General features: G+C 65.8%; 20 protein-coding genes. 7 read left to right on the forward strand and 13 right to left on the reverse strand.

Annotated elements, in window-relative coordinates; translation table 11 throughout:
* Positions 1-22: 22 nt before the first annotated feature.
* Together CEJ42_RS05145 and oxlT are read left to right on the forward strand one after the other, a co-directional pair.
* On the forward strand, positions 23-793 hold the full coding sequence (locus CEJ42_RS05145) for a GntR family transcriptional regulator (RefSeq protein ID WP_088750245.1): 771 nt from the start codon (positions 23-25) through the stop codon (positions 791-793).
* A 237-nt stretch (positions 794-1,030) separates the two neighbouring features.
* Positions 1,031-2,305 carry an oxalate/formate MFS antiporter gene (oxlT, locus tag CEJ42_RS05150; protein WP_079215747.1) on the forward strand — a complete coding sequence of 425 codons (1,275 nt, stop codon included), beginning with the start codon at positions 1,031-1,033 and terminating at the stop codon, positions 2,303-2,305.
* Between the two features lie 354 nt (positions 2,306-2,659).
* On the opposite strand, the gene CEJ42_RS05155 is transcribed toward oxlT, so the two are convergent.
* Positions 2,660-3,613 carry an aldo/keto reductase gene (locus CEJ42_RS05155; RefSeq protein ID WP_088750246.1) on the reverse strand — a complete coding sequence of 318 codons (954 nt, stop codon included), beginning with the start codon at positions 3,611-3,613 and terminating at the stop codon, positions 2,660-2,662.
* A gap of 225 nt (positions 3,614-3,838) precedes the next feature.
* Between CEJ42_RS05155 and CEJ42_RS05160 the strand changes: the two genes are divergently transcribed.
* Positions 3,839-5,512, forward strand: a complete 1,674-nt coding sequence (locus tag CEJ42_RS05160; RefSeq protein WP_079215749.1) for a Na+/H+ antiporter — start codon at positions 3,839-3,841, stop codon at positions 5,510-5,512.
* A gap of 90 nt (positions 5,513-5,602) precedes the next feature.
* On the opposite strand, the gene CEJ42_RS05165 is transcribed toward CEJ42_RS05160, so the two are convergent.
* The 6 genes from CEJ42_RS05165 to CEJ42_RS05190 all read right to left on the reverse strand — a co-directional run bounded on the left by CEJ42_RS05165 (position 5,603) and on the right by CEJ42_RS05190 (position 10,807).
* Entirely contained in the window at positions 5,603-5,872 is a 270-nt protein-coding gene (locus CEJ42_RS05165; RefSeq protein WP_079215750.1) for a hypothetical protein, read from the reverse strand.
* A gap of 233 nt (positions 5,873-6,105) precedes the next feature.
* Positions 6,106-6,897, reverse strand: a complete 792-nt coding sequence (locus CEJ42_RS05170; protein ID WP_207760388.1) for a type 2 periplasmic-binding domain-containing protein — start codon at positions 6,895-6,897, stop codon at positions 6,106-6,108.
* 7 nt (positions 6,898-6,904) lie between these two features.
* Positions 6,905-7,678 carry an ABC transporter permease gene (locus CEJ42_RS05175; RefSeq protein ID WP_079215751.1) on the reverse strand — a complete coding sequence of 258 codons (774 nt, stop codon included), beginning with the start codon at positions 7,676-7,678 and terminating at the stop codon, positions 6,905-6,907.
* A gap of 220 nt (positions 7,679-7,898) precedes the next feature.
* Positions 7,899-8,894, reverse strand: coding sequence for an ABC transporter substrate-binding protein (locus CEJ42_RS05180; protein WP_079215752.1), 996 nt, complete (start codon positions 8,892-8,894; stop codon positions 7,899-7,901).
* Positions 8,891-9,664: an ABC transporter ATP-binding protein gene (locus tag CEJ42_RS05185; RefSeq protein ID WP_079215753.1), complete on the reverse strand. Its 774-nt coding sequence runs from the start codon at positions 9,662-9,664 to the stop codon at positions 8,891-8,893. Before CEJ42_RS05185 ends, CEJ42_RS05180 begins: the two co-directional genes overlap by 4 nt.
* 261 nt (positions 9,665-9,925) lie before the next feature.
* Positions 9,926-10,807: an NAD-dependent epimerase/dehydratase family protein gene (locus CEJ42_RS05190; protein ID WP_088750310.1), complete on the reverse strand. Its 882-nt coding sequence runs from the start codon at positions 10,805-10,807 to the stop codon at positions 9,926-9,928.
* Positions 10,808-10,848: 41 nt separating this feature from the next.
* Between CEJ42_RS05190 and CEJ42_RS05195 the strand changes: the two genes are divergently transcribed.
* The 3 genes from CEJ42_RS05195 (at position 10,849) to CEJ42_RS05205 (ending at position 14,074) form a co-directional block, all read left to right on the forward strand.
* Complete coding sequence (locus tag CEJ42_RS05195) at positions 10,849-11,892, forward strand: CDP-6-deoxy-delta-3,4-glucoseen reductase (protein WP_088750247.1); 1,044 nt, start codon at positions 10,849-10,851, stop codon at positions 11,890-11,892.
* A gap of 391 nt (positions 11,893-12,283) precedes the next feature.
* Positions 12,284-13,486 (forward strand): acetylornithine transaminase, encoded by a 1,203-nt coding sequence (locus CEJ42_RS05200; RefSeq protein ID WP_088750248.1) that lies wholly within the window; start codon positions 12,284-12,286, stop codon positions 13,484-13,486.
* Positions 13,487-13,489: 3 nt separating this feature from the next.
* Positions 13,490-14,074, forward strand: a complete 585-nt coding sequence (locus tag CEJ42_RS05205) for a C40 family peptidase (RefSeq protein WP_079215756.1) — start codon at positions 13,490-13,492, stop codon at positions 14,072-14,074.
* Here the strand turns inward: CEJ42_RS05205 and CEJ42_RS05210 are convergent.
* The 6 genes from CEJ42_RS05210 to CEJ42_RS05235 all read right to left on the reverse strand — a co-directional run bounded on the left by CEJ42_RS05210 (position 14,071) and on the right by CEJ42_RS05235 (position 19,726).
* Complete coding sequence (locus CEJ42_RS05210) at positions 14,071-14,457, reverse strand: GFA family protein (RefSeq protein ID WP_088750249.1); 387 nt, start codon at positions 14,455-14,457, stop codon at positions 14,071-14,073. The genes CEJ42_RS05205 and CEJ42_RS05210 overlap by 4 nt on opposite strands.
* A gap of 37 nt (positions 14,458-14,494) precedes the next feature.
* On the reverse strand, positions 14,495-15,352 hold the full coding sequence (locus tag CEJ42_RS05215) for a FadR/GntR family transcriptional regulator (RefSeq protein WP_088750250.1): 858 nt from the start codon (positions 15,350-15,352) through the stop codon (positions 14,495-14,497).
* Positions 15,353-15,512: 160 nt separating this feature from the next.
* Positions 15,513-16,574, reverse strand: a complete 1,062-nt coding sequence (locus CEJ42_RS05220; RefSeq protein WP_088750251.1) for an Ldh family oxidoreductase — start codon at positions 16,572-16,574, stop codon at positions 15,513-15,515.
* A 45-nt stretch (positions 16,575-16,619) separates the two neighbouring features.
* The gene (locus CEJ42_RS05225; RefSeq protein ID WP_088750252.1) at positions 16,620-18,119 is read right to left on the reverse strand and encodes a tripartite tricarboxylate transporter permease; all 1,500 of its coding nucleotides are present in this window, start codon (positions 18,117-18,119) and stop codon (positions 16,620-16,622) included.
* Positions 18,120-18,129: 10 nt separating this feature from the next.
* On the reverse strand, positions 18,130-18,654 hold the full coding sequence (locus tag CEJ42_RS05230) for a tripartite tricarboxylate transporter TctB family protein (protein ID WP_088750253.1): 525 nt from the start codon (positions 18,652-18,654) through the stop codon (positions 18,130-18,132).
* A gap of 88 nt (positions 18,655-18,742) precedes the next feature.
* A complete protein-coding gene (locus CEJ42_RS05235) occupies positions 18,743-19,726 on the reverse strand; it encodes a tripartite tricarboxylate transporter substrate binding protein (protein WP_088750254.1) in 984 nt (327 codons plus the stop codon).
* Between the two features lie 629 nt (positions 19,727-20,355).
* On the opposite strand from CEJ42_RS05235, the gene CEJ42_RS05240 reads away from it, so the two are divergent.
* Positions 20,356-20,541, forward strand: a complete 186-nt coding sequence (locus CEJ42_RS05240; protein ID WP_079215763.1) for a hypothetical protein — start codon at positions 20,356-20,358, stop codon at positions 20,539-20,541.
* Positions 20,542-20,610: the final 69 nt, after the last annotated feature.

Below are 20,610 nucleotides of genomic sequence, written 5' to 3' on the forward strand. Positions count from 1 at the left end.
TGCGCTAACATGGACGCCATCCATGAAGCCAAGCGCGAAATCCCCCGCCATCGACCTGCGCCCCGCCGGCAAGCTGACCGACACGGTCTACAGCAGCCTGCGCGAGGACATCTACGCTTTTCGCCTCCTGCCGGGCGACCGCTTCGCCGAGAACGACGTGGCCGAGCGCCTGCAGGTCTCGCGCACGCCGGTACGCGAGGCGCTGATGCGGCTGCAGAGCGAAGGCCTGGTGCGCGGCTATTTCCGCAACGGCTGGGAAGTGGTGCCGATCGACCTGGCGCGCTTCGCCTCGCTCTATGAACTGCGCGAGATGATCGAGATGCACGCGATCGCCAAGCTGTGCTCGCCGCGCGTGGCCGACGCCGCGCGCAAGTCGCTGGTGAAGGAGCAGGGCCGGATCTGGCAGGTCAGGCCCGGCAAGCGCCTGGCCGACGGGCTGGAAGTGGCGGCGCTGGACGAGCGCTTCCACAGCGCGCTGGTAGGCGCGGCCGGCAACGCCGAAACCGACGCCGTCTATCGCCAGGTCACCGACCAGCTGCGCATCATGCGCCGGCTCGACTTCGCCTACGGCGACTGCATCGCCGACACCTACATCGAACACGCCGCCATCCTCGATGCGGTCGGGCAATGCGACGCCCGCGCGGCCGGCGCGCTGATCGCCCGCCACATCGAAGACAGCCACACCGTGGTCGAGCGCATCACCATCGAGCGCCTGGAGCAGGTGCGCGCCGCCGCGGTGCAGGCCGACATGGTGCAGCCGCCGGCACAGGCGCGGCGCAAACGCTTCGGCTGAGTTCCCGGCTCTGGTGCAGCCTGCACCGTCATCCCGCTTTTCCCCGCTGGCGCTGCGCCGCCACGCCCCTGCCTGATCGCGCTTTCTCCCGCCGCCGGCCAATGGCACGGAACCTGCTTTGCTTTGGGTAAATTTATGTATGCATAAATTTTGACGACCGGCCCGGCGCCGTCGTCCCAGGCGTTGCAATCCGAATCCCCAAGCGATGTCCAGCATCCAAACCAGGAGAAACGCATCATGACCACCCTCACCCAAACCGCCCCTGCCAGCGCGCAAGGCCTCTTGCGCAACCGCTGGTTCCAGCTCTTCATCGGCCTCGTCTGCATGATGGCCATTTCCAGTCCGCAGTACGTCTGGACGCTGTTTACCAAACCGTTGACCGCCAAGCTCGGCGTGCCGCTGTCGGAACTGCAGATCACCTTCTCGATGCTGATCGTGCTGCAGACCTTCTTCTCGCCCTTCCAGGGCAGCCTGATCGAGCGCTTCGGCGCGCGCCGGCTGATCGCCATCGGCACCTTCATGTCCGGCCTGTCGTGGATCCTGGCCGCGCAGGTCTCCAGCATCGGCATGTTCTACCTGGCCTACGGCCTGGTGGGCGGCCTGGGCACCGGCATCGTGTATGTCGGCGTGGTGGGCCAGATGGTGCGCTGGTTCCCCGACCGCCGCGGCTTTGCGGTGGGCATGGTGGCGGCCGGCTACGGCATGGGTGCGATCTTGACCACCTTCCCGATCTCCAGCTCGCTGGCCTCGGCCGGGCTGGAAACCACGCTGTGGCAGTTCGGCCTGGTGTTCGCGGTGATCGGCGTGATCGCCTCGCAGGCGCTGCGCTCGCCCGACGCCGCGCAGACCGCGGCCATGCCCGCGTCCGCCATCGCCGCCGGCACGCATGACCTAGCGCCGCGCCAGATGCTGCGCACGCCGCTGTTCTGGCTGATGTTCGTGATGATGACCATGATGTCGACCTCGGGCCTGATGGTGACCTCGCAGATGGCCACCTTCGCGCGCGACTTCGGCGTGGCCAACGTGATGGTGTTCGGCCTGGCGGCGCTGCCGCTGGCGCTGACCATCGACCGCCTGACCAACGGCCTGACCCGCCCCTTCTTCGGCTGGGTCTCGGACCGCTGGGGCCGCGAGAACACCATGTTCGTCGCCTTCGCGCTGGAAGGCGTGGCCATGGCGCTGTGGCTGGCCACACGCGACAACGCGGTGCTGTTCGTGCTGCTCTCGGGCGTGGTGTTCTTCGGCTGGGGCGAGATCTTCTCGCTGTTCCCCTCCACCCTGACCGACACCTTCGGCACCCGCAACGCCACCGCCAACTACGGCTGGCTGTACATCTCGCAAGGCATCGGCTCGATCTTCGGCGGCCCGCTGGCGGCGATGATGCACGAGAAGACCGGCAGCTGGCATCCGGTGTTCGGCACCGCCATCACGCTGGACATCCTGGCGGCGTGCCTGGCGCTGATGGTGCTGAAGCCCTGGCGCTCGCGCTACCTGGCGCGCGTGGCCAAGTAAGCGCGTCGACGCTGCAACGAAAAATGCCGGCATGTGCCGGCATTTTTCATTTCATCTCCATCGGTCAATCCGTGTCCCATCATCCCGCGCGGGCAGGGATCCAGCGTCTTTGGTCGTATATCGATGGCCGCTGAACGACGCTGGATCCTGACTTTCGTCAGGATGACGGAGAAGCGGGAAGAGCCAGGCGGGCTTGCAAACGTCGTCAGCGATCAAGGGAAAAACCTGCGACCGACAACGCCCGCCCCACCGCCGTCATCCCGGCGCAGGCCGGGATCCAGTGGCGTTCGCGGCGCATCAGCGAGCGCTGAACGATGCCGGCTCCCGACCTTCGTCAGGACGAGACAAGCGGCATCAGTACGCGCTGGCCTGGTCCAGCAAGGCGATATCCTCGGCCGACAAGGTCAGCTGCGTCGCCTTCACCAGCGCGTCGAGCTGCTGCAGCGAGGTCGCGCTGGCGATCGGCGCCGTCACGCTGGGTCGCGCGATCAGCCATGCCAGCGCTACCGAGGCCTGCGTGCTGTCCACGCGCTGCGCGACCGCGTCCAGCGCGGCGAGAATCTTCAGCCCGCGCTCGTTCAGGTAGCCCTTCACGCGACCGCCGCGCGCGGCGCTCTTGCCGAGGTCGGCGTCTGTGCGGTACTTGCCGCTCAAAAAACCGCTGGCCAGCGAATAGAAGCCGATCACGCCGACGCCGTGCTTGAGGCAATACGGCTCCAGTTCCTTCTCGAACGAAGCGCGCTCGATCAGGCTGTATTCCGGCTGCAGCGTCTGGTACAGCGGCAGGCCCAGCTTCTCGCCGGCTTCGCGCGCTTCGGCCAGGCGCTTTGCGTCGTAGTTGGAGGCGCCGATGATGCGCACCTTGCCTTGCTTGACCAGCGTGCCGTAGGCGTCCAGCGTCTCTTCGAAGGGCGTGGACTTGTCGTCGTCGTGCGACTGGTAGAGATCGATGTAATCGGTCTGCAGGCGGCGCAGCGAATCCTCCACCGCGCGCAGGATGTAGTCCTTCTTCAGGCCGACGCGGCCCTCGCCCATGTCCTTGCCGACTTTGGTGGCGATCACCACCTTGTCGCGCCGGCCGCCCTGGGCCAGCCACTTGCCGATGATGGTCTCGGACTCGCCGCCCTGGTTGCCGGGCACCCAGCGCGAGTAAACGTCGGCGGTGTCGATCAGGTTCAGGCCGGACTCGACGAACTTGTCGAGGATGGAAAAGGAGGTCTTCTCGTCGATGCTCCAGCCGAAGACGTTGCCACCGAAGGCCAGCGGGGCCACGGCGATGTCGGATTTGCCAAGCTTGCGTTGCTGCATGGAATGCTCCTTGTTATTGGCCCGCGCCGGGAGAAAACGAGGGAGGATGAAACGGCGATGCCCCGGACGCGGGCGATGGGCGGAAAGCGGATCGCCCATTTTATTCCTCGACTGCAATATCTGCTGGCGCCCCGCGTCTTCTATACTTGCAACTTGGCTCGCCGCCGCCGGTCACAACCGGTCGCACATCAACAAGAACACCAAGAAAGACCTCATCCCGCAACAATGGAAATCGTTTTTACCGTCCTGATCCTGCTGCTCGCCGTTGCCGTCTCCGGCGTGGTGGCGCGACTGATGCCCTTCAAGCTGCCCCTGCCGCTGTTCCAGATCGCGCTGGGCGCGGTGCTGGCGCTGCCCCTGTTCGGACTGAAGATCAGTTTCGATCCCGAGCTGTTCCTGCTGCTGTTCATCCCGCCGCTGCTGTTTACCGACGGCTGGCGCATGCCCAAGCGCGAGTTCTTCCGGCTGGCGCGGCCTATCCTGGCGCTGGCGCTCGGCCTGGTGCTGTTTACGGTGGTCGGCGTGGGCTACTTCATCCACTGGATGATCCCGGTGATCTCGCTGCCATCCGCCTTCGCGCTGGCCGCGGTGCTCTCGCCCACCGACGCGGTGGCGGTGTCGTCCATCATCGGCAAGGGCCGCCTGCCGGCCTCGATGCAGCACGTGCTGGAGGGCGAGGCGCTGATGAACGACGCCTCCGGCCTGGTGGCGTTCAAGTTCGCCATCGCCGCCGTGGTGACCGGCACCTTCTCGCTGGTGGACGCCAGCCTGTCCTTCGTGCTGATCGCATTGGGCGGCATCGCGGTGGGCCTGATCGTGGCCTGGGGCTTCGGACTGGTCCGCCGCAAGATCATCGAATGGGCCGGCGACGAGCCCGGCATCCAGGTGGTGCTGCTGATCCTGATCCCCTTCACGGCCTACATCTTCGCCGAACATTTCGGCCTGTCCGGCATCCTGGCCGCGGTCGCCGCGGGCATGCTGATGCCCTACATCGAAACCGCCGGCGGCGAATCGGCCGCCACCCGCATGCAGGGCCGCAGCATCATGACCATGATGGAGTTCATCTTCAACGGCATGTCCTTCCTGCTGCTGGGACTGCAGTTACCCGGCATCGTGAGCCTGGCGCATGTGGATGCGAAGATGGCCGGCAACGTGCCGGTCTGGCACCTGTTCGTCTACATCCTCGCCATCACGGTGGCGCTGATCGTGCTGCGCTTCGTCTGGGTCTGGATCAACCTGCGCATGCGCCGCTTCGCCTCGGCGCTGCGCGGCCAGAGCGGGCGCAACCGCAAGTTCGACCTGCGCCTGATCAGCATCACGGCGCTCTCGGGCGTGCGCGGCGCCATCACGCTGGCCGGCGTCATGTCGATCCCGCTGGTGCTGCGGGAGCACACGCCCTTCCCGGCGCGCGACCTGCTGATCTTCCTGGCCACCGGGGTGATCGTCTGCTCGCTGCTGTTCGGCAGTTTCCTGTTGCCGTGGATGCTGAAGAACCTGCAGCTGGACGCCGAAGTGAAGCGCCGCCGCGCCGAAGAAATGAATGCGCGCATGCGCCTGTCGGAGGCCGCCGTGCGCAGTATCGAAACCGTCCAGGAACGCATGGGCGCCGGTCTCGACGAGGCCGACCTGGCGCTGCTGACCGAAGTCAGCGGCAGCCTGCTGGCGACCTACCGCATGCGGATGAATGCCGAGAGCGACTCCGAGGAGACCCAGCGCGCCGCCAACCGCTTCAAGCAGTTCGAGCGCGAGCTGCGGCTGGAGGCGATCCGCGCCGAACGGCTGGAGGTGCACTACTTGCGCGCCGAGCAGCGCATCAACGACGAGACCTTCCTGATGCTGATCAACCAGATCGACATGGCCGAGACCTGGCTGCTGGGTTCGCTCAACGCCTCCGACTGAGCGCAAGAGGCGCGGTGAAAAACAAAAGCCCGCACGGCAATGCCGTGCGGGCTTTCTTGATTCTGCGGCGGGAAATGTCAGTTCAGCGGATCAGGCCAGCGAATTGACCGTGGTGCCGATGATTTCGCCGTTGGCGTTGCGCGAAACCTGCTCGCGGCGGTTGCGATCCTCGCGCGCGGTTTCGGCGCGCTTTTCATCGGCCTGGATTTCTTCCAGGCGACGCTGTTCGGCCTGCTGCGCCATGCGCGCCTCGTCTGCCTTGCGGACCGCATCCGGATCGGTGGCCAGACCCGAGGAATTGGTGTTGCCGTTCGGGTTGGGGATGACGGCACTGACGGCGGCGGCGAGATCGATGGGCATGATGTGCTCCTGCGGATATTCGGTTTGTGTCCAGGTACTTTGCAATGCTGCAGGACGCAATGTTACGCCTATTGCCGCGCTATGCCACTCGGGAAATTCATTAGGAGGCAAAAAAACCTCAGCGCGCGCAGCGCCTGTTATACGGCTGGCAAGACCGGGCCCGGCAAACGATGTCGGCACGGCAACAAAGCAGGCGGAAAGTGGCCCCAGGCGAGACGCAGCGGATCAGAAGATCAATGGCAATCCGGCACGTTCTGGTCGAGGTAGACCTCGAAGGCGACGTTGTTGACCCACTTCTTTTTCACGCCGGCCCAGTACGATTCGTTCCAGCGAGAGGCCGCCTGCCTGATCGCGGCGAGGTCGGCGGCGTCTGCGCCGCGCACTCTCAGCACCAGGTTGCGCCGCTCGGTGGGCGGCAGCTGCGCGGAAAACTTTTTCCACTCGGGCAGCTTCAGCAATTCCTTCATCATGGTGTCGTCATGCACGGCGGCGTCGCATTCGCCGATGCGCACGGCCAGCAGCGAGTCGGCCGGCGCGCGCATCACCTTTTCGACGGCGCCGTAGCGCGCGGCCAGCGTGCCGACATAGGGCGAGCCTTGCGAGACGCAAACGGTGCGCCCTTTCAGGTCGTCCCATTTCCTGATGGCGGTGTCGCTGCGCATGATGGCCATGCCGCCGGCGCTGTAGCCGGTGGCGATGACGGCGGTGTCGGCGGCGGGCGCGTCGCCTTCCGGCGCCAGCGTCAGCGCAAGGTCGGGCCGCGCATTCTTCAGTGCCTGCAGCGCGCCGCCGGGGGCGTTCTTCTGGTAGTCGGACTTGAGCTTGAGCTGCGCGGCCAGGTCGTCGGCCAGCACGGTGTCGGGGCTTTCGGGGGTGCGGAATTTCATGCCGCCCTTGTATGGCGGCGGCACGTAGTCCACCCCCACGCGCAGGCTGCCGCCTTGCCTGGCCGCATCGAGCACGCCCGCCTGCGCACCCGCGGCGAGCAGGCAGATCAACGGCAGCAGGAACAGGCGCGCGGTCATGGCGGGATCAGACGTATTGGTAGCGCAGCAGGCGGTGCTTCAGGTTTTCCAGGATCACCTGGTCGATCAGCGCGGCCAGGATGGCGATGGTCAGGATGTTGGCCATCACGCCCACCATGTCGGCGGTCTCGCCCGAGTAGGCCAGCGTGCGGCCCAGGCCCTTGCCGAAGCCGACCAGCATCTCGGCCGAGATCAGCGCGCGCCAGGCATTGCCGAAGGCCAGCTGGGCGCCGGTGATCAGCTCCGGCATCACTGCCGGCAGGTACACGCGACGCAGCATGCCCAGGCGCGATGCGCCCATCACGCGCGCGGCCGACACATGCACCTGCTGCACGCTCTCGGTGGCGTTCATCACCGACAGCGCCGCCGGGAAGAAGGCGGCGATCGCCACCACCACGATCATCGGCAGGTTGCCGAAGCCCATCAGGATCAGGAACAGCGGCACCCAGGCGATCGACGGAATCGACTGCAGGATCACGATGGCCGACTTCAGCACTTCGCGGAAGAAGAACAGCACCGCCCCGATCAGCCCGAAGCCGATGCCGAACAACAGCGCCGAACCGTAACCCAGGCCCAGGCGATACAGGCTGCCGAACAACGCCAGGCGGAAGTTGTTGGACTGCACCTCCTCGAACAGGCGCGCCACCACCGAAGGCACGCCCGGCATCAGGAAGGACGGCAGCGACCACGCCGCGATCTGCCACATCAGGAGAATGAACGCGATCGCCAGTGCCATGGCGAGCTTCTTACGGTAACCGGTAACGCGACGCTGGGAGCTCATAACGTGTGACGCTTAAAAATGACGATGGCCGGAACACCCCGGCCGATAAAAACTGAAAGATACGCAGCGAGCAAAGCGATGCTACGAAAAGTGCTTAACTTACTCTGTGCTGTAAGTGGGAAGCGTAGCGAGCAGCCCGAGGTCGTTTCGAGAAGCGCAGCCGTACGGCGGTACGGCGAGCATCACAGAAGCGAGATCGGGTTGCGCAGTAGCTTCCCGCTTACAGTTTTCGAGCGGTTTGCCAGGAGAGATCGGTGATCGAATTGACGTCAAACGGCTTGCCGTCGCGCGTCTTCAATGCGCCCTGGTCTTGCAGGATGTTGGAGATTTCCTGCATGCGGTCCTGGTCCTTCTTGCTGATCTTCGGGGTGAAGGTCTGGCTCTTGATGGCGTCGCGGATCACGTCCTCGCGCAGCACTTCGCCGTGCTTCAGGGTCTTCAGCGTCGGCTCGGCGATGAAGTAGCCGGCGATCAGCTTGGAGGCCTCGGCGGGCTTCTTCTGCAGCAGGGTGATGGCGTCGCGCTGGGCGTCCAGCGACTTCCAGACGGCGTCGCGCTTCTTCTTCAGCGTGTCGCCGGAGGTGATCACCACCATGCAGGGGAAGGGCCAGACTTCGCCGATTTCATAGATCTGCTTGACCGGCGCGATCAGCTGCGCAATGCGCGCCTGCGGCTCGAACAGGAAGGCGGCGTCGACGCGCTTGCCCACCAGCGACTGCACCGCCACCTGCGGCGACACGCCCATCACGTTGACGTCGTCCGGCTTGACGCCGGCGTCCTTCAGGACCACGCCCTTCAGGACCGTGTCGGCGGTGCTGCCTTCGGCCTGCGAGGCCAGGGTCTTGCCCTTGAGGTCGGCGACCTTGTTGATGCCGGAGTCTTCACGCGCCACCAGCGCGTGGTAGCCCAGCTGCGCGCCGCCCACCACCTTCAGGTCGGCGCCCTTGGATGCCCAGGCCACGGCGTTGGAGAAGCCGAACACGCCGCTGTCGAGCTGGCCGCCGACGATGGCCTTGACCAGGTCGGTGCCGGACTTGAACTCGATGAGTTCCACATCCAGGCCGTACTTCTTGTACAGGCCGGCTTCGTAGGCGGCCATGGCTTGCGCGTCGTCCATCACGCGCAGGTAGCCGATCTTGAATTTTTCCAGCGCCATGGCGTTGTTGGCGAAGGCCAGCGCGGCCAATGCGGGAACCAGGATGCGTGCGAGCTTCATACTCCAACCCCTTCTAATGTCTTTGAAAATTCGTCCTGCTCGGCGTGGATGCCGAGCAGGCAAAGGATTTCGCGGCGAATGGCGGCGAATTCGGACAGGTCGTGCGTCTTTTCGTGATGCACCAGATTGAATTCCTTCAATACCTTGGCCGGGCGCGGGCTGAACACGAAGATGCGGTCGGCCAGGAACAGCGCCTCGTCGACATCGTGCGTCACCAGCAGCACCGTCGGCCCCTGCTGGCGGATCAGGTCGCGCAGCGCGTCCTGCAGCGTCATGCGGGTCAGCGCGTCGAGCGCGCCGAAGGGCTCGTCCAGCAGCAGCGCCTTTGGCTGCGAGATGAAGGCGCGGGCCAGCGCGGCGCGCTGGCGCATACCGCCCGAGACCTGGTGCGGATAGTAGTTTTCGAAGCCCTTGAGCTTGACGTTTTCCAGCCAGACGCGCGCCTGTTCGGTCGCCGTCTTCTTGTCGATCTTCTGGAATTCCAGCGCCAGCGCCACGTTCTGCTCCAGCGTCAGCCACGGGTAGAGGGCGTTTTCCTGGAACATCAGGGTACGTTCCGGATGCGGGCCGCGGATCGGCTGGCCGTCGCCGGTGACCGCGCCGGCGCTGGCCTTTTCCAGGCCGGCCGCCATGTGCAGCAGGGTCGACTTGCCGCAGCCGGAGGGGCCGACCAGCGCGACCAGCTCGCCCGAGTCGATCTCGCGGGTGAATTCCTCGATCACATGCAGGTCGCCGAAGTGCTTGGCGACGTTGTTGAAAGATAGCTTCATGTCGTCGGCAGCCGCTGTTGGAGCGGCCGCTCGTTGTGGAATCGGGTGGTGGAAAAGGGGAAGGCTGGCGGTGGCCTGGGCCGGAGTGGATGCGGTCGCGGCGTGGCGCCGTCTGGTCTGCATCGCGGGCTGAAATCCCCCATTAATTTCAGTGTGGCACTGTACTGTTGCCCGCAAGGCAAGACAACTACTTTAAATTCTTATGCTTATTCGAAATCCGAATAAGGAAGCGATGGAAATTGCATAAAGACCAAAGATGCATCAAAGCAATTTTCCGTTCATCTCCGCCAGCAAGGCATGCACGTCCGGATAGCGCAGTCTCAGCCCCAGCTCCTGCTTCAGGCGCCGGTTGTCGAGCCGGCGCGACTCCGACATGAAGGACAGCAGCGCCGGCGAGACGACCCGTTCCAGCTCGGCGCGCGGCAGGCGCGGCGGCCGGGACAGCCCGAGTGCGTCGGCGGCGGCGTCGAAGTAGTCGGCCATCTTCAGCTCGGTGTCGTCCACCGCGTGGTAGATCCGGTTCGGCGCGCCCAGCCGCAAGGCCGCTGCCGCCGCGCGCGCCAAGTCGTCGGCGTGGATGTGGTTGGTGTAGACGTCGTCGGCCGCGGCCAGGGCCGGCGTGCCCTTCTTCAGGCGTTCGGCCGGCAGGCGCCCGGCGGCGTAGATGCCCGGCACGCGCAGGATGGACAGGCGCGAGCCGCTGCGCCGGGCCCAGCCCCGCAGCACGCTTTCGGCGTCCACCCGGCGCACCGCGCGGGCGTTCTGGGGATGCACCTTGCGCGTCTCGTCGAAGCGCGCGCCGCCGCAGTCGCCGTAGACGCCGGTGGTGCTGATATAAACCAGGCGCGCGCCCTCGGGTAAAATGGCGGCCAAATTGCGGGTACGGCGGTCTTTGACGCCGTCAGCCTGCGGCGGCGCCAGGTGCACGATGGTCGGCGCCAGGCGCGCCAGGCGGCCCAGGGTATGCGGGCGGTCGAGGTCGGCGACGACGGGAACGGCGCCGGCGGCGCGCAGTTCGGCGCAGCGTTGCGGGTTGCTGGTGACGGCCAGCACGCGGTAGCGCGGCAGCAGCAGCGGCAATATGCGCAGCCCGACATCGCCGCAACCCAGGATCAGTACTCGCGGCAGGCCCAGTTTTTTCACGGTGTTCAATCCTTATCAGTCCAGAACAGAAGCAGAATTGTATGAGTTTCCAAGTCACAGTCCAGCCTAGCGGTCGCCAGTTCACCTGCGATGAAGGCGAAACCATCCTCACCGCCGCCATCCGCGCGGGCGTCGGCCTGCCCTACGGCTGCAAGAACGGCGCATGCAGCTCCTGCAAGGGCAAGCTGGTCGCCGGCCAGGTTGAACACGGCCCGCACCAGGAGCGCGCGCTGTCGGCGCACGACGAGCAGCTGGGCTTCTCGCTGTTTTGCTGCGCCAAGCCGCAATCCGACGTCACCATCGAAGCGCGTGAAGTGGCCGGCGTGGGCGAATTCCCGGTGCGCAAGATGCCGGTGCGCGTGGCCGGCCTGCAAAAGGCGGCCGACGACGTCATGATCCTGTCGCTGCAACTGCCCGCCAACGAGCGCCTGCAATACAAGGCCGGCCAGTATCTCGAGTTCATGCTGCGCGACGGCAAGCGCCGCGCCTACAGCATGGCCATCGCCCCGCACAAGGATGAGCCGATGAGCCTGCACATCCGCCATCTGCCGGGCGGCCTGTTCACCGACCAGGTCTTCACCACGCTCAAGGAGCGCAACATCCTGCGCGTCGAAGGCCCGCTGGGCACCTTCTTCCTGCGCGAGGATTCCGAAAAACCCATCGTGCTGCTGGCGTCGGGCACCGGCTTCGCGCCGATCAAGGCCATCGTCGAACAGCTGGAGCACGCCGGCTCCAAGCGCGCGGTCACGCTGTACTGGGGCGGCCGCCGTCCGCAGGACCTGTACATGAACGCGCTGTGCGAAGAGTGGGCGCGCACCCTGCCCGCCTTCACCTACGTGCCGGTGGTGTCCAACGCCGCGCCGGAAGACAACTGGAGCGGGCGCACCGGCTTCGTCCACCGCGCCGTGATGGAAGACTTCCCCGACCTCTCCGGCCACCAGGTCTACGCCTGCGGCGCGCCGATCGTGGTGGAGTCGGCCCAGCGCGAGTTCAGCGCCCAGTGCAAGCTGCCGGAAGACGAGTTCTACGCCGACTCGTTCACCTCGGAAGCCGACCTCGCCGGCGCGACGCCGGCCGCCAGCTGAGGCCTGTCGCGGCCCCTGGCTGCGCGCGCGTGTCACGCCGCCGTCATCCAGCTTTGCGATGATGGCGGCAAACCCTTGCCGGGCAAGGCGGCGCGCAAAATGCAACGATCGCGAAATTCGGGCAAAATGGCGGACAATTCTTTTTGACGCTGTGCGCAAAACGTCCTAATATTGACCGCATGATCGCCAACGCCACATTTTTACGACGTCGCAGCCAACCTCCGGAAGGTTTGCTGCTGTGCGCGTGAAGTGAAACGAACCGCGAAGCCACAGGCAAACCCTGTGGCTTTTTTTTATCCGCCATTTGGGCTTGTCGTGCGTCTTCTTCCGTTCTTTCGTGACCGGTCTGCCCGCACCATCCCAATCAACCATTCCTTGCAGGAGCCTATCGATGGAATTCAAAGAGTTCGACAGCAACAAGCTGATGTACGTCACCAACCGCCCCGACCTGGTCTTCACCGAAGGCGACGGCATGTGGCTGACCGACCATAACGGCAAGCGCTATCTCGACTACCTGCAGGGCTGGGCGGTCAACGCGCTGGGCCATGCGCCGCAATGCATCGCCGACGCCCTGACCGAGCAAGGCAAGAAACTGATCAACCCGTCGCCGGCGTTCTTCAACGCGCCCTCGATCGAGCTGGCCAACCTGCTGACCGAGAATTCGGCCTTCGACCGCGTGTTCTTCGCCAACAGCGGCGCCGAAGCCAACGAAGGCGCCATCAAGCTGGCGCGCAAGTGGGGCAAGAAGAACCCGGCCACCAACGGCGACGCCCGTTTCGAGATCATCACCTTCAAGCACAGCTTCCACGGCCGCACCATCGCCACCATGTCGGCATCCGGCAAGGACGGCTGGGACACCATGTTCGCGCCGCAGGTGCCGGGCTTCCCCAAGGCCACGCTCAACGACCTGGCCAGCGTCGAGGCGCTGATCACCAAGCACACCGTGGCGGTGATGCTGGAGCCGGTGCAGGGCGAAGGCGGCGTGATCCCGGCCACCAAGGAGTTCATGCAAGGCCTGCGCCGCCTGACCAAGCAGGCCAACATCCTGCTCATCGTCGATGAAGTGCAAAGCGGCATGGGCCGTACCGGCGAACTGTTCGGCTACCAGCTCTCGGGCATCGAGCCGGACATCATGACCCTGGGCAAGGGCATCGGCGGCGGCGTGCCGCTGGCCGCGCTGCTGGCGCGCGAGGAAATCGCCTGCTTCGAAGCCGGCGAACAGGGCGGCACCTACAACGGCAACCCGCTGATGACCGCCGTGGGCGTGGCCGTGATCAAGGAACTGCTCAAGCCCGGCTTCATGGAAACCGTGCGCGAACGCGGCGCCTACCTGCGCCAGCGCTCGCTGGAAATCTCCGAGAAATACGGCTTCGAAGGCGAACGCGGCGAAGGCCTGCTGCGCGCGCTGCAGCTGGGCCGCGACATCGGTCCGCAGATCGTCGAAGCCGCGCGCAACATGGAGCCGGTGGGCCTGCTGCTGAACTCGCCGCGTCCGAACCTGCTGCGCTTCATGCCGTCGCTGAACGTGACCAAGGAAGAAATCGACCAGATGTTCGCCATGCTCGAAGAAGTGCTGGCCAAGGTCGAGAAGTAATCGATGGCGGCGCGTCGTCTTACGGAAGAAAACAGCCGGGCGGCGTTGCCGCCCTCCCTCGCCTTCTCCGTCGCGGCGCGTCGCGCCGGCGCACTGGCCGCGCTCGCTGCGGCCATGGCGCTGGCCGCGTGCAGCACCGCGCCGACCGCCCCGCCCATCGAACGCCTGCCCGGCGCTGCGCAATCGCAGGCGCCGGCGCTGCCGGCCACCGATGCCGGCAACGAGGTGGCCATCTACGCCCTTTCGCTGATCGACACCGGCTACCGCTTCGGCGGCAAGAACCCGTCGGCCGGACTGGACTGCAGCGGCATGGTCTCCTACATCTTCGGCCGCGCCGCCAATTACCGCGTCAGCGGCAGCGCCGCCGACATCGCCCGCCAGGGCCGCCAGATCGATCCCAGCCAGTTGCGCGCGGGCGACCTGGTGTTCTTCAACACCATGAACAAACCGTTCTCGCACGTGGGCATCTACCTCGGCGACGGACGCTTCGTGCATGCGCCTTCCACCAACGGCAAGGTGCACATCACGCGCATGGACAATCCCTACTTCGCCAGGCGCTTTGAAATGGCGCGCAGCTACTTCAACTAACCCAGCTTCTGCGCGTTGGCTTCCCAGTTGCGACCGTCGAAATCGACGTAGTCGATGGCAGCCGTGGCCAGGTCGAAGTCATCCAGGCAGCGCACGTTGATGGTGTAGAGCTCGGGCGCCGCGCGCGGGCGCGTGAAGACGTGGATGCCGCAGCGCGTACAGAAATGATGCCTGGCCACCATGCTGCCGAACTGGTAGGTGCCCAGGCTCCCCTCCCCCGACAGCAACCGGAAATCGCCGGGCTGCACCCGTTGATGCAGGAAACCCTTCTTGCTGCAGATGCTGCAGTTGCAGACGGTCACGCGCTCGATCGCCACGCGCGCCTCGAACGTCACCTCGCCGCAATGGCAGCTGCCGTGGTAGGTGGGAAGGACTTGGCTCATGGCGGCCTCCTCGGGCAAGAATGGAAATGAAGACGGGTCAGGCCGTCGGCTTGCGCGCGCGCGGCTTGGCTGCGCGCTTGCCGGTGCTCCCGGCGGCCCCGACGGCTCCATCGGTTGCGGCGCGCTTGCGCCGGGGCGCCGCGCCTGCGGCCCTGGCGTCGCCGGCCTCGGCCGCCTCGCGCTTTTGCTTGCTGCCGTATTGCAGGATCAGGTTGGCGCTGTAGCGCGTGAAGGAAATGTCCATGTGCCGGCGCATGGCCGCGCGCGCCTTCTCCGCGTTGCGCTCGCGCAGCGCCTGGATCACCAGCGCATGCTCGTCGATCGCTTCGTACCACACCACCTTGCTGTCGAAGTGGCTGTGCAGGCGCTTGAACAGCGGCCCCAGGCGGGCGTCGAAGAGCTGGGTCACCAGCCCCACCAGCACGCTGTTGCCGGTGGCTTCGGCCACGCGGATGTGGAACAGGCGATCGGCCTCCAGCGGGTTGATGCCGGCATCGGTGTGGGCAATCATCAATTGGAAGGCCTGGTCGATGGCGTCGAGCTGGGTGGCGCTGGCGTTCTTCGCGGCCGCATAGGCGACCTCGCCCTCGATCATCTCGCGCGCGCGGATCAGCTCCAGCGGGCCCTCTTCACTGGAAAGGTCGATCTGCCCTTCACGCGGCGCAGGCGGGCAGACGTAGATGCCCGACCCCATGCGCACCTCGATGTAGCCCTCCACTTCCAGCGCGATCAGCGCCTCGCGCAGCGACGGGCGGGACACGCCCAGCTGCACCGAGAGGTCGCGCTCGGACGGCAGGCGCGATCCCGTCGGGAATTCGCCGTCCACGATCAGCTTGCGCAGCTGGTCGCTGATCTGCCGGTAGAGCCGCTGCGGCTCAATCGCTTCTATTGGCATGGATGATCCGATCAAGTCTCCGCGCCGGCGCCGCCCGATGGGGAGGGCGCCGGCGCGCTTCGTTTTTATAGCGCCGGATTGTATCTCAGGGCTTGCTTCACCCGGCGGGTCTCCGTCCGCCGGGCGCCTGCATGCCGAATGCAGGGAACTGCCGGTCGCCTCAGCCCACTGCGGCCGGGAACGCCAGGCCGTAGGATGCGGCCGCCTCGCGCAGCATGGGCGCGATGGTCGGGTGCAATGCCACGCCCTCCTTCAACTGCTGGGCGCGGCGCTGCATGCCGCGGTCGCCCGGCATGCGCACCTGCTCGACGCCGGGGCGCGGCGGATTGTCGCGGCAGGATGCGGCGATGTGGTCCATCTGGCGCAGGAAATCGTCCTTCCCGCCGAAGGCCGACGGATCGTACAGCGTCATGAACACGGTGGCGCCCCAGCCCGACGGCGGATCGGCGCGGCCGAAACCGGACAGGCCGCCGGTCAGCGCCTCGATCAGCACCGCCAGCCCGAAGCCCTTGTGGCCGGCCGACAGGCCGCCCAGCGGCAGGATGGTGCCCGGCGGATCCTGCGCCAGCACCGCCGGATCGCGGCTGGGGTTGCCGTGACCGTCGATCAGCCATTCCTCCTCGAACTGGCGGCCGGCCTTGTGCAGACGATTGCTCATGCCGTTGGTGGTGATCGAGGCCGAGATGTCGACCAGGAAGGGCGTGCCGGACGTCGGAATGCCGGCCGCGATCGGGTTGGGCGTAAACACCGCGCGCGTGCCGCCGAACGGCGCCACGCTCTGCACCGCCGGGTCGGAGCTGGCCAGGATCATCATGAAGCCCTCCTGCGTGGCGCGCAGCAGGTAGGCGGCCAGGCAGGCGATGTGGTGGCTGTGGTGGATCGTCAGCGAGGCGCTGCCGTAGTCGCGCGCCTTGGGGATCAGCGCGTCGATGCCCTGGTGCACCAGCCACGGGCCGGGCAGGCGGCGGCCATCCCAGGCCAGCGCGGCGGCGCGCTCGGACAGGACCTCGGGCTGGCCGGCCTTGGTCATCGCGCCCTTCTCCAGCTCCTTCACATACGGCGCCAGCAGCGCCAGGCCGTGGGTGTCGTGGCCCAGCAGGTCGCCGTCGACCAGGGTGCCGGCCACGCTGGCGGCCTTGTCGGCCTCCAGGCCGGCCTTTTGCAGCAGTTCGGTGGCGAAGCGCCGCAATTCATCGGCGGAAAAACGTTCGGGTGAAGCCATGTGGAACAACCTTCCTTTCGTTGCTTGATGGAGTAAGACAAAAAACTATGCCGGCGACATCGCCTGCCGGCGGCGCAGCATCTTCAGCGCCAGCGGCAGCAGCCAGACGATGATGGTGACCACGCCCAGGGTGCCGGCGATGGGCCGCTCGAAGAAGGCCAGGAACGCGCCGTCGGCCTTGATCATCGAGGTCACGAAATGCTCTTCCAGCATCCCGCCCAGCACCACGCCCAGCACCGCCGGCGCCACCGGGAAACCGTTCTCTTCCATGAAGTAGGCCAGCATGCCGAACACCAGCATGATGCCCACGTCGGTCACGCTGTTGTTGGTGGCGTAGGAGCCGACGATGCAAAACAGCAGGATCAGCGGCATCAGGATCCCGCGCGGGATCATCAGGATGCGCTTGGCCATCTTGATGCACCAGAAGCCCAGCGGCAGCATCAGCAGGTTGGCCAGGATGAAGACGATGAAGATGGCGTACATCGACACCGGGTTCTCCACGAAGATCATCGGCCCCGGGTTGAGGTTCTTCATGTACAGCACGCCGATCACGATGGCGGTGATGGAGTCGCCCGGGATGCCGAACACCAGCGCCGGGATCCATGCGCCGGCCAGCGCCGAATTGTTGGCCGCACCCGACTCGACGATGCCTTCCGGATGGCCGGTGCCGAACTTCTCCGGCTCCTTGGAGAGCTTCTTGCTCATCGCGTACGACATCCAGGCCGCGATGTCCGCGCCGGCGCCCGGCAGCGCGCCCACCAGCGTGCCCAGCACGCTGCCGCGCCAGACCGACTTCGGGTACTTCACCGTCAGCGCCCACATGCCCTTGAACACGTTGCCCACGCGGCCGTCGGCGATCTTCATCGTGAAGTCCTTCGAGACCGCGAAGCGCAGCACTTCCGACATGGCGAACATGCCCACCATCAGCGGCACCAGCGACACCCCGCCCAGCAGGTCGGGCTGGTCGAAGGTGAAGCGCGGCACGCCGGCCGGGTTGCCCATGCCGACCGAGGCGATGAACATGCCCAGGAACAGCGAGACGAAGCCCTTCAGGGGATTGTCGGAGGCAATGAAGATGGCGCAGGTCAGCCCCAGCAGCACCAGCCAGAAGTACTCGAAGGAAGAGAACTTCAGCGCCAGCTCGGCCAGCATTGGCGCGGCCAGGATCAGCACCGCCGTGCCGAACAGCCCGCCGATGACCGAGAACACCAGGCTGGCGCCCAGCGCGATCTCGCCCTGCCCCTTCATGGTCATGGCGTAGGCTTCGTCGGTATAGGCGGCCGAGGACGGCGTGCCGGGAATGCGCAACAGGCAGCCGGGAATGTCGCCCGAGAAGATCGCCATGGCGGTGGCCGACACCATCGCGGCGATCGCCGGCACCGGCGGCATGAAGAAGGTCACCGGCACCAGCAGCGCGACGGCCATCGTCGCCGACAGGCCCGGCACCGCGCCCATGAACAGGCCGAACATGGAAGACCCGAGGATCACCGCCAGCACATAGGGATCGAACACCATCCCGAACGCAGCATAGATATTGGCAAGCATGTGCGTCTCCTCACCAGGCGATGGGGTTGAGGACGCCCCAGGGCAGGGGCACCTTGAGCAGCTTGTAGAACACGTAGTGGATGCCCAGCGCGCTCGCCACCGCCACCGGAACGGCCATCGCCACGCGCGTGCGGAAGGTGAGGAACAGCACCATCAGCAGGATGAAGGCGGTCGGCAGGAAGCCCAGCGGCTCCGACACCCAGATGTAGAACACCAGTGATGCCGGCACCAGCAGGAAGGCGAACACGGCGTGGCGGCTGCCGAACCATTCGGGCACGGTGAACCAGTGCGCGTCCTGGTCCTCGTCGCCGACGGTGGCGATGGTGGAGACGTGCGCCGCGCGCGTCTTGCGCAGGCCACGCAGGCCGCGCACCACCAGCAGCACCGCGCAGAGCATGAAGCCGCCGGCCAGCGCCTGCGGGAATACGTGGGGGCCGATGTCCTGCCCCATCGAAGGCAGCGTGGCCGAATAGCTCCAGATCGCGATCGCAAACAGCGCGACCAGCAAGCCGGAGAGAGCGTCATTGATTTTCATCGTGGGATCGTCCGTAAGAAGTTTGGCGAAGTTCTTGTGATGGCGAAACGCGGCGCGCCGGCCGGAACGAACCGGCCGGCGCCATGCGTTACCGGGCCATGCCCAATGTCTTCAGGATCGCTCCCATGTCGGCGTCGCTCTTGTCCATGAACTTGCCGAACTCGGCCGAATCGGCATACATCACGCCGAAGCCGCGCCCGCTCATGAAGTCCTTGTACTCGCGGCTCTCATAGATCTTCTTCAGGCTGGCCGACAGCTTGCCCTGGATGTCGGCCGGCAGCCCCTTGGGCGCCACGATGCCGCGCCATGCGCCGTTGGTCCAGCCGCTGCCGGTCAGGCTCTTCAAGGTCGGCACCTTGGGATACAGCGCGGCCGGCTCGTTGGACATCACCACCAGCGGCGTGGCCTTGCCGGCATCGATCAGCGAACGCGCCTCCGGCAGCGAAGCGGCCACGATATCCACTCCGCCGGCTGCCAGGTCGACCATGGCCGGGGCCGCGCCGTTGGACGGCACGAAGCGCACCGCATTGGGCGCCAGCTTCAGGTCGTTGAGCATGCCGGCCAGGCCCAGGTGCCAGATGCCGCCCTGGCCGGTGCCTGAGGCCTTGAGCTTGCCGGGATTGGCCTTGATCGCCTTCAACAGGTCGTCGAAGGATTTGTGCGGGGAGTCGTGGCTCACGGTCAGCGCCGCCGGATCGAAGTTCATCAGCGCCAACGGCGTGAAGTCGCGCGGGGTCAGCTTGGTCAGGCCCTGGTGATGCATCATCGCGATTTCCACCGTGGCGATGCCGATGGTGTAGCCGTCAGGCGCGGCGCTGGCGATGGACTGGTGGCCCACCGCGCCGTTGCCGCCGGTGCGGTTGACGACATTGACCGGCTGGCCGAGATCCTTTTCCAGCAAGGCGCCGATGATGCGCGCGGTGGCGTCGGTGCCGCCGCCGGCGCCCCAGGGCACCACCAGCGTCACCGGCCGCTCGGGCCAGGCGGCGAAAGCCGGCGATGCCGCCAGCAGGGCACACGCGGCCGATGCGGCGGCCATCGTCTTGAACAGGGTTCTGCGGGTGAAATTCATGTCTCCTCCGGTGTCAGGGGGCAGAAACGATTTGGCGTAGGACTTCCGTTTCCGCATGCTTAACCTGCAGGGAATTTCTGGATGCTGTCTCTGTTGTGTGCAGGTTCCGGTGCCTTGCTGTTTTTATGTTGTCTCGTTACTGTCGCCGAGACTTGTCTTTTGGACATTCCACGCCGGGGCGCTTTGCTGTACGATGAATCGCGCCACAGAGGTAATGTGGTCAGACCAGCGGGCCAAGAATTTCATATCCGCCTGCCAGTGTCAAGGATGAATCCTTCGCATCAAAACAATTCATGCATCACGCGGCGCAGCAATTTCCAGGCTGCCGCCGTTGCCCGCAAAGCCTTGCCCGGCCTGCCTTCTACGGCTCGCCCACATAGTTGTCGATGCTGCACCGGCACAGCCTTGAACGCGAGCAACGTATCCCTTCGAGAACGGCAATTCCAATTTGGTATTACCACTTGACCAAACTCGGAATGCTGAAATAGACTCGCTGCCAATCGAACAAGTCACGTCGCATACAGCCGCTTCAAACGCCGTCGGGGAGACGAGCGACAAGCGGCCGCAGAACGGACGGCACCAGGACCCAGCCGCGGCTTAGCCCGGCATCAGGCAACGGAGACAACACCTTGGCATACGCAGCACCGAGCGCGAACGGCAAGTCACACGGCAGCTGGACCCATGCCGCCGTGGCCGCATTGCCGTCCACCACGCGCGCGCGCCGCGCGCTGCACCGGGCCTCCTCCTTCGGGTCCCTGCTGGCCTTCCTGCTGATCGACTTTTCCCGCTATTTCTTTGACCAGGGCGACAGTTAAACGCGTCATCCTGCCCGCAGGGCAATGCGCGCACCCGGACTTGCCGCGATGCGCGCCAGGCAGCACAGA

This window comes from Herbaspirillum robiniae, assembly GCF_002213415.1.
GTDB lineage: Bacteria > Pseudomonadota > Gammaproteobacteria > Burkholderiales > Burkholderiaceae_D > Herbaspirillum > Herbaspirillum robiniae.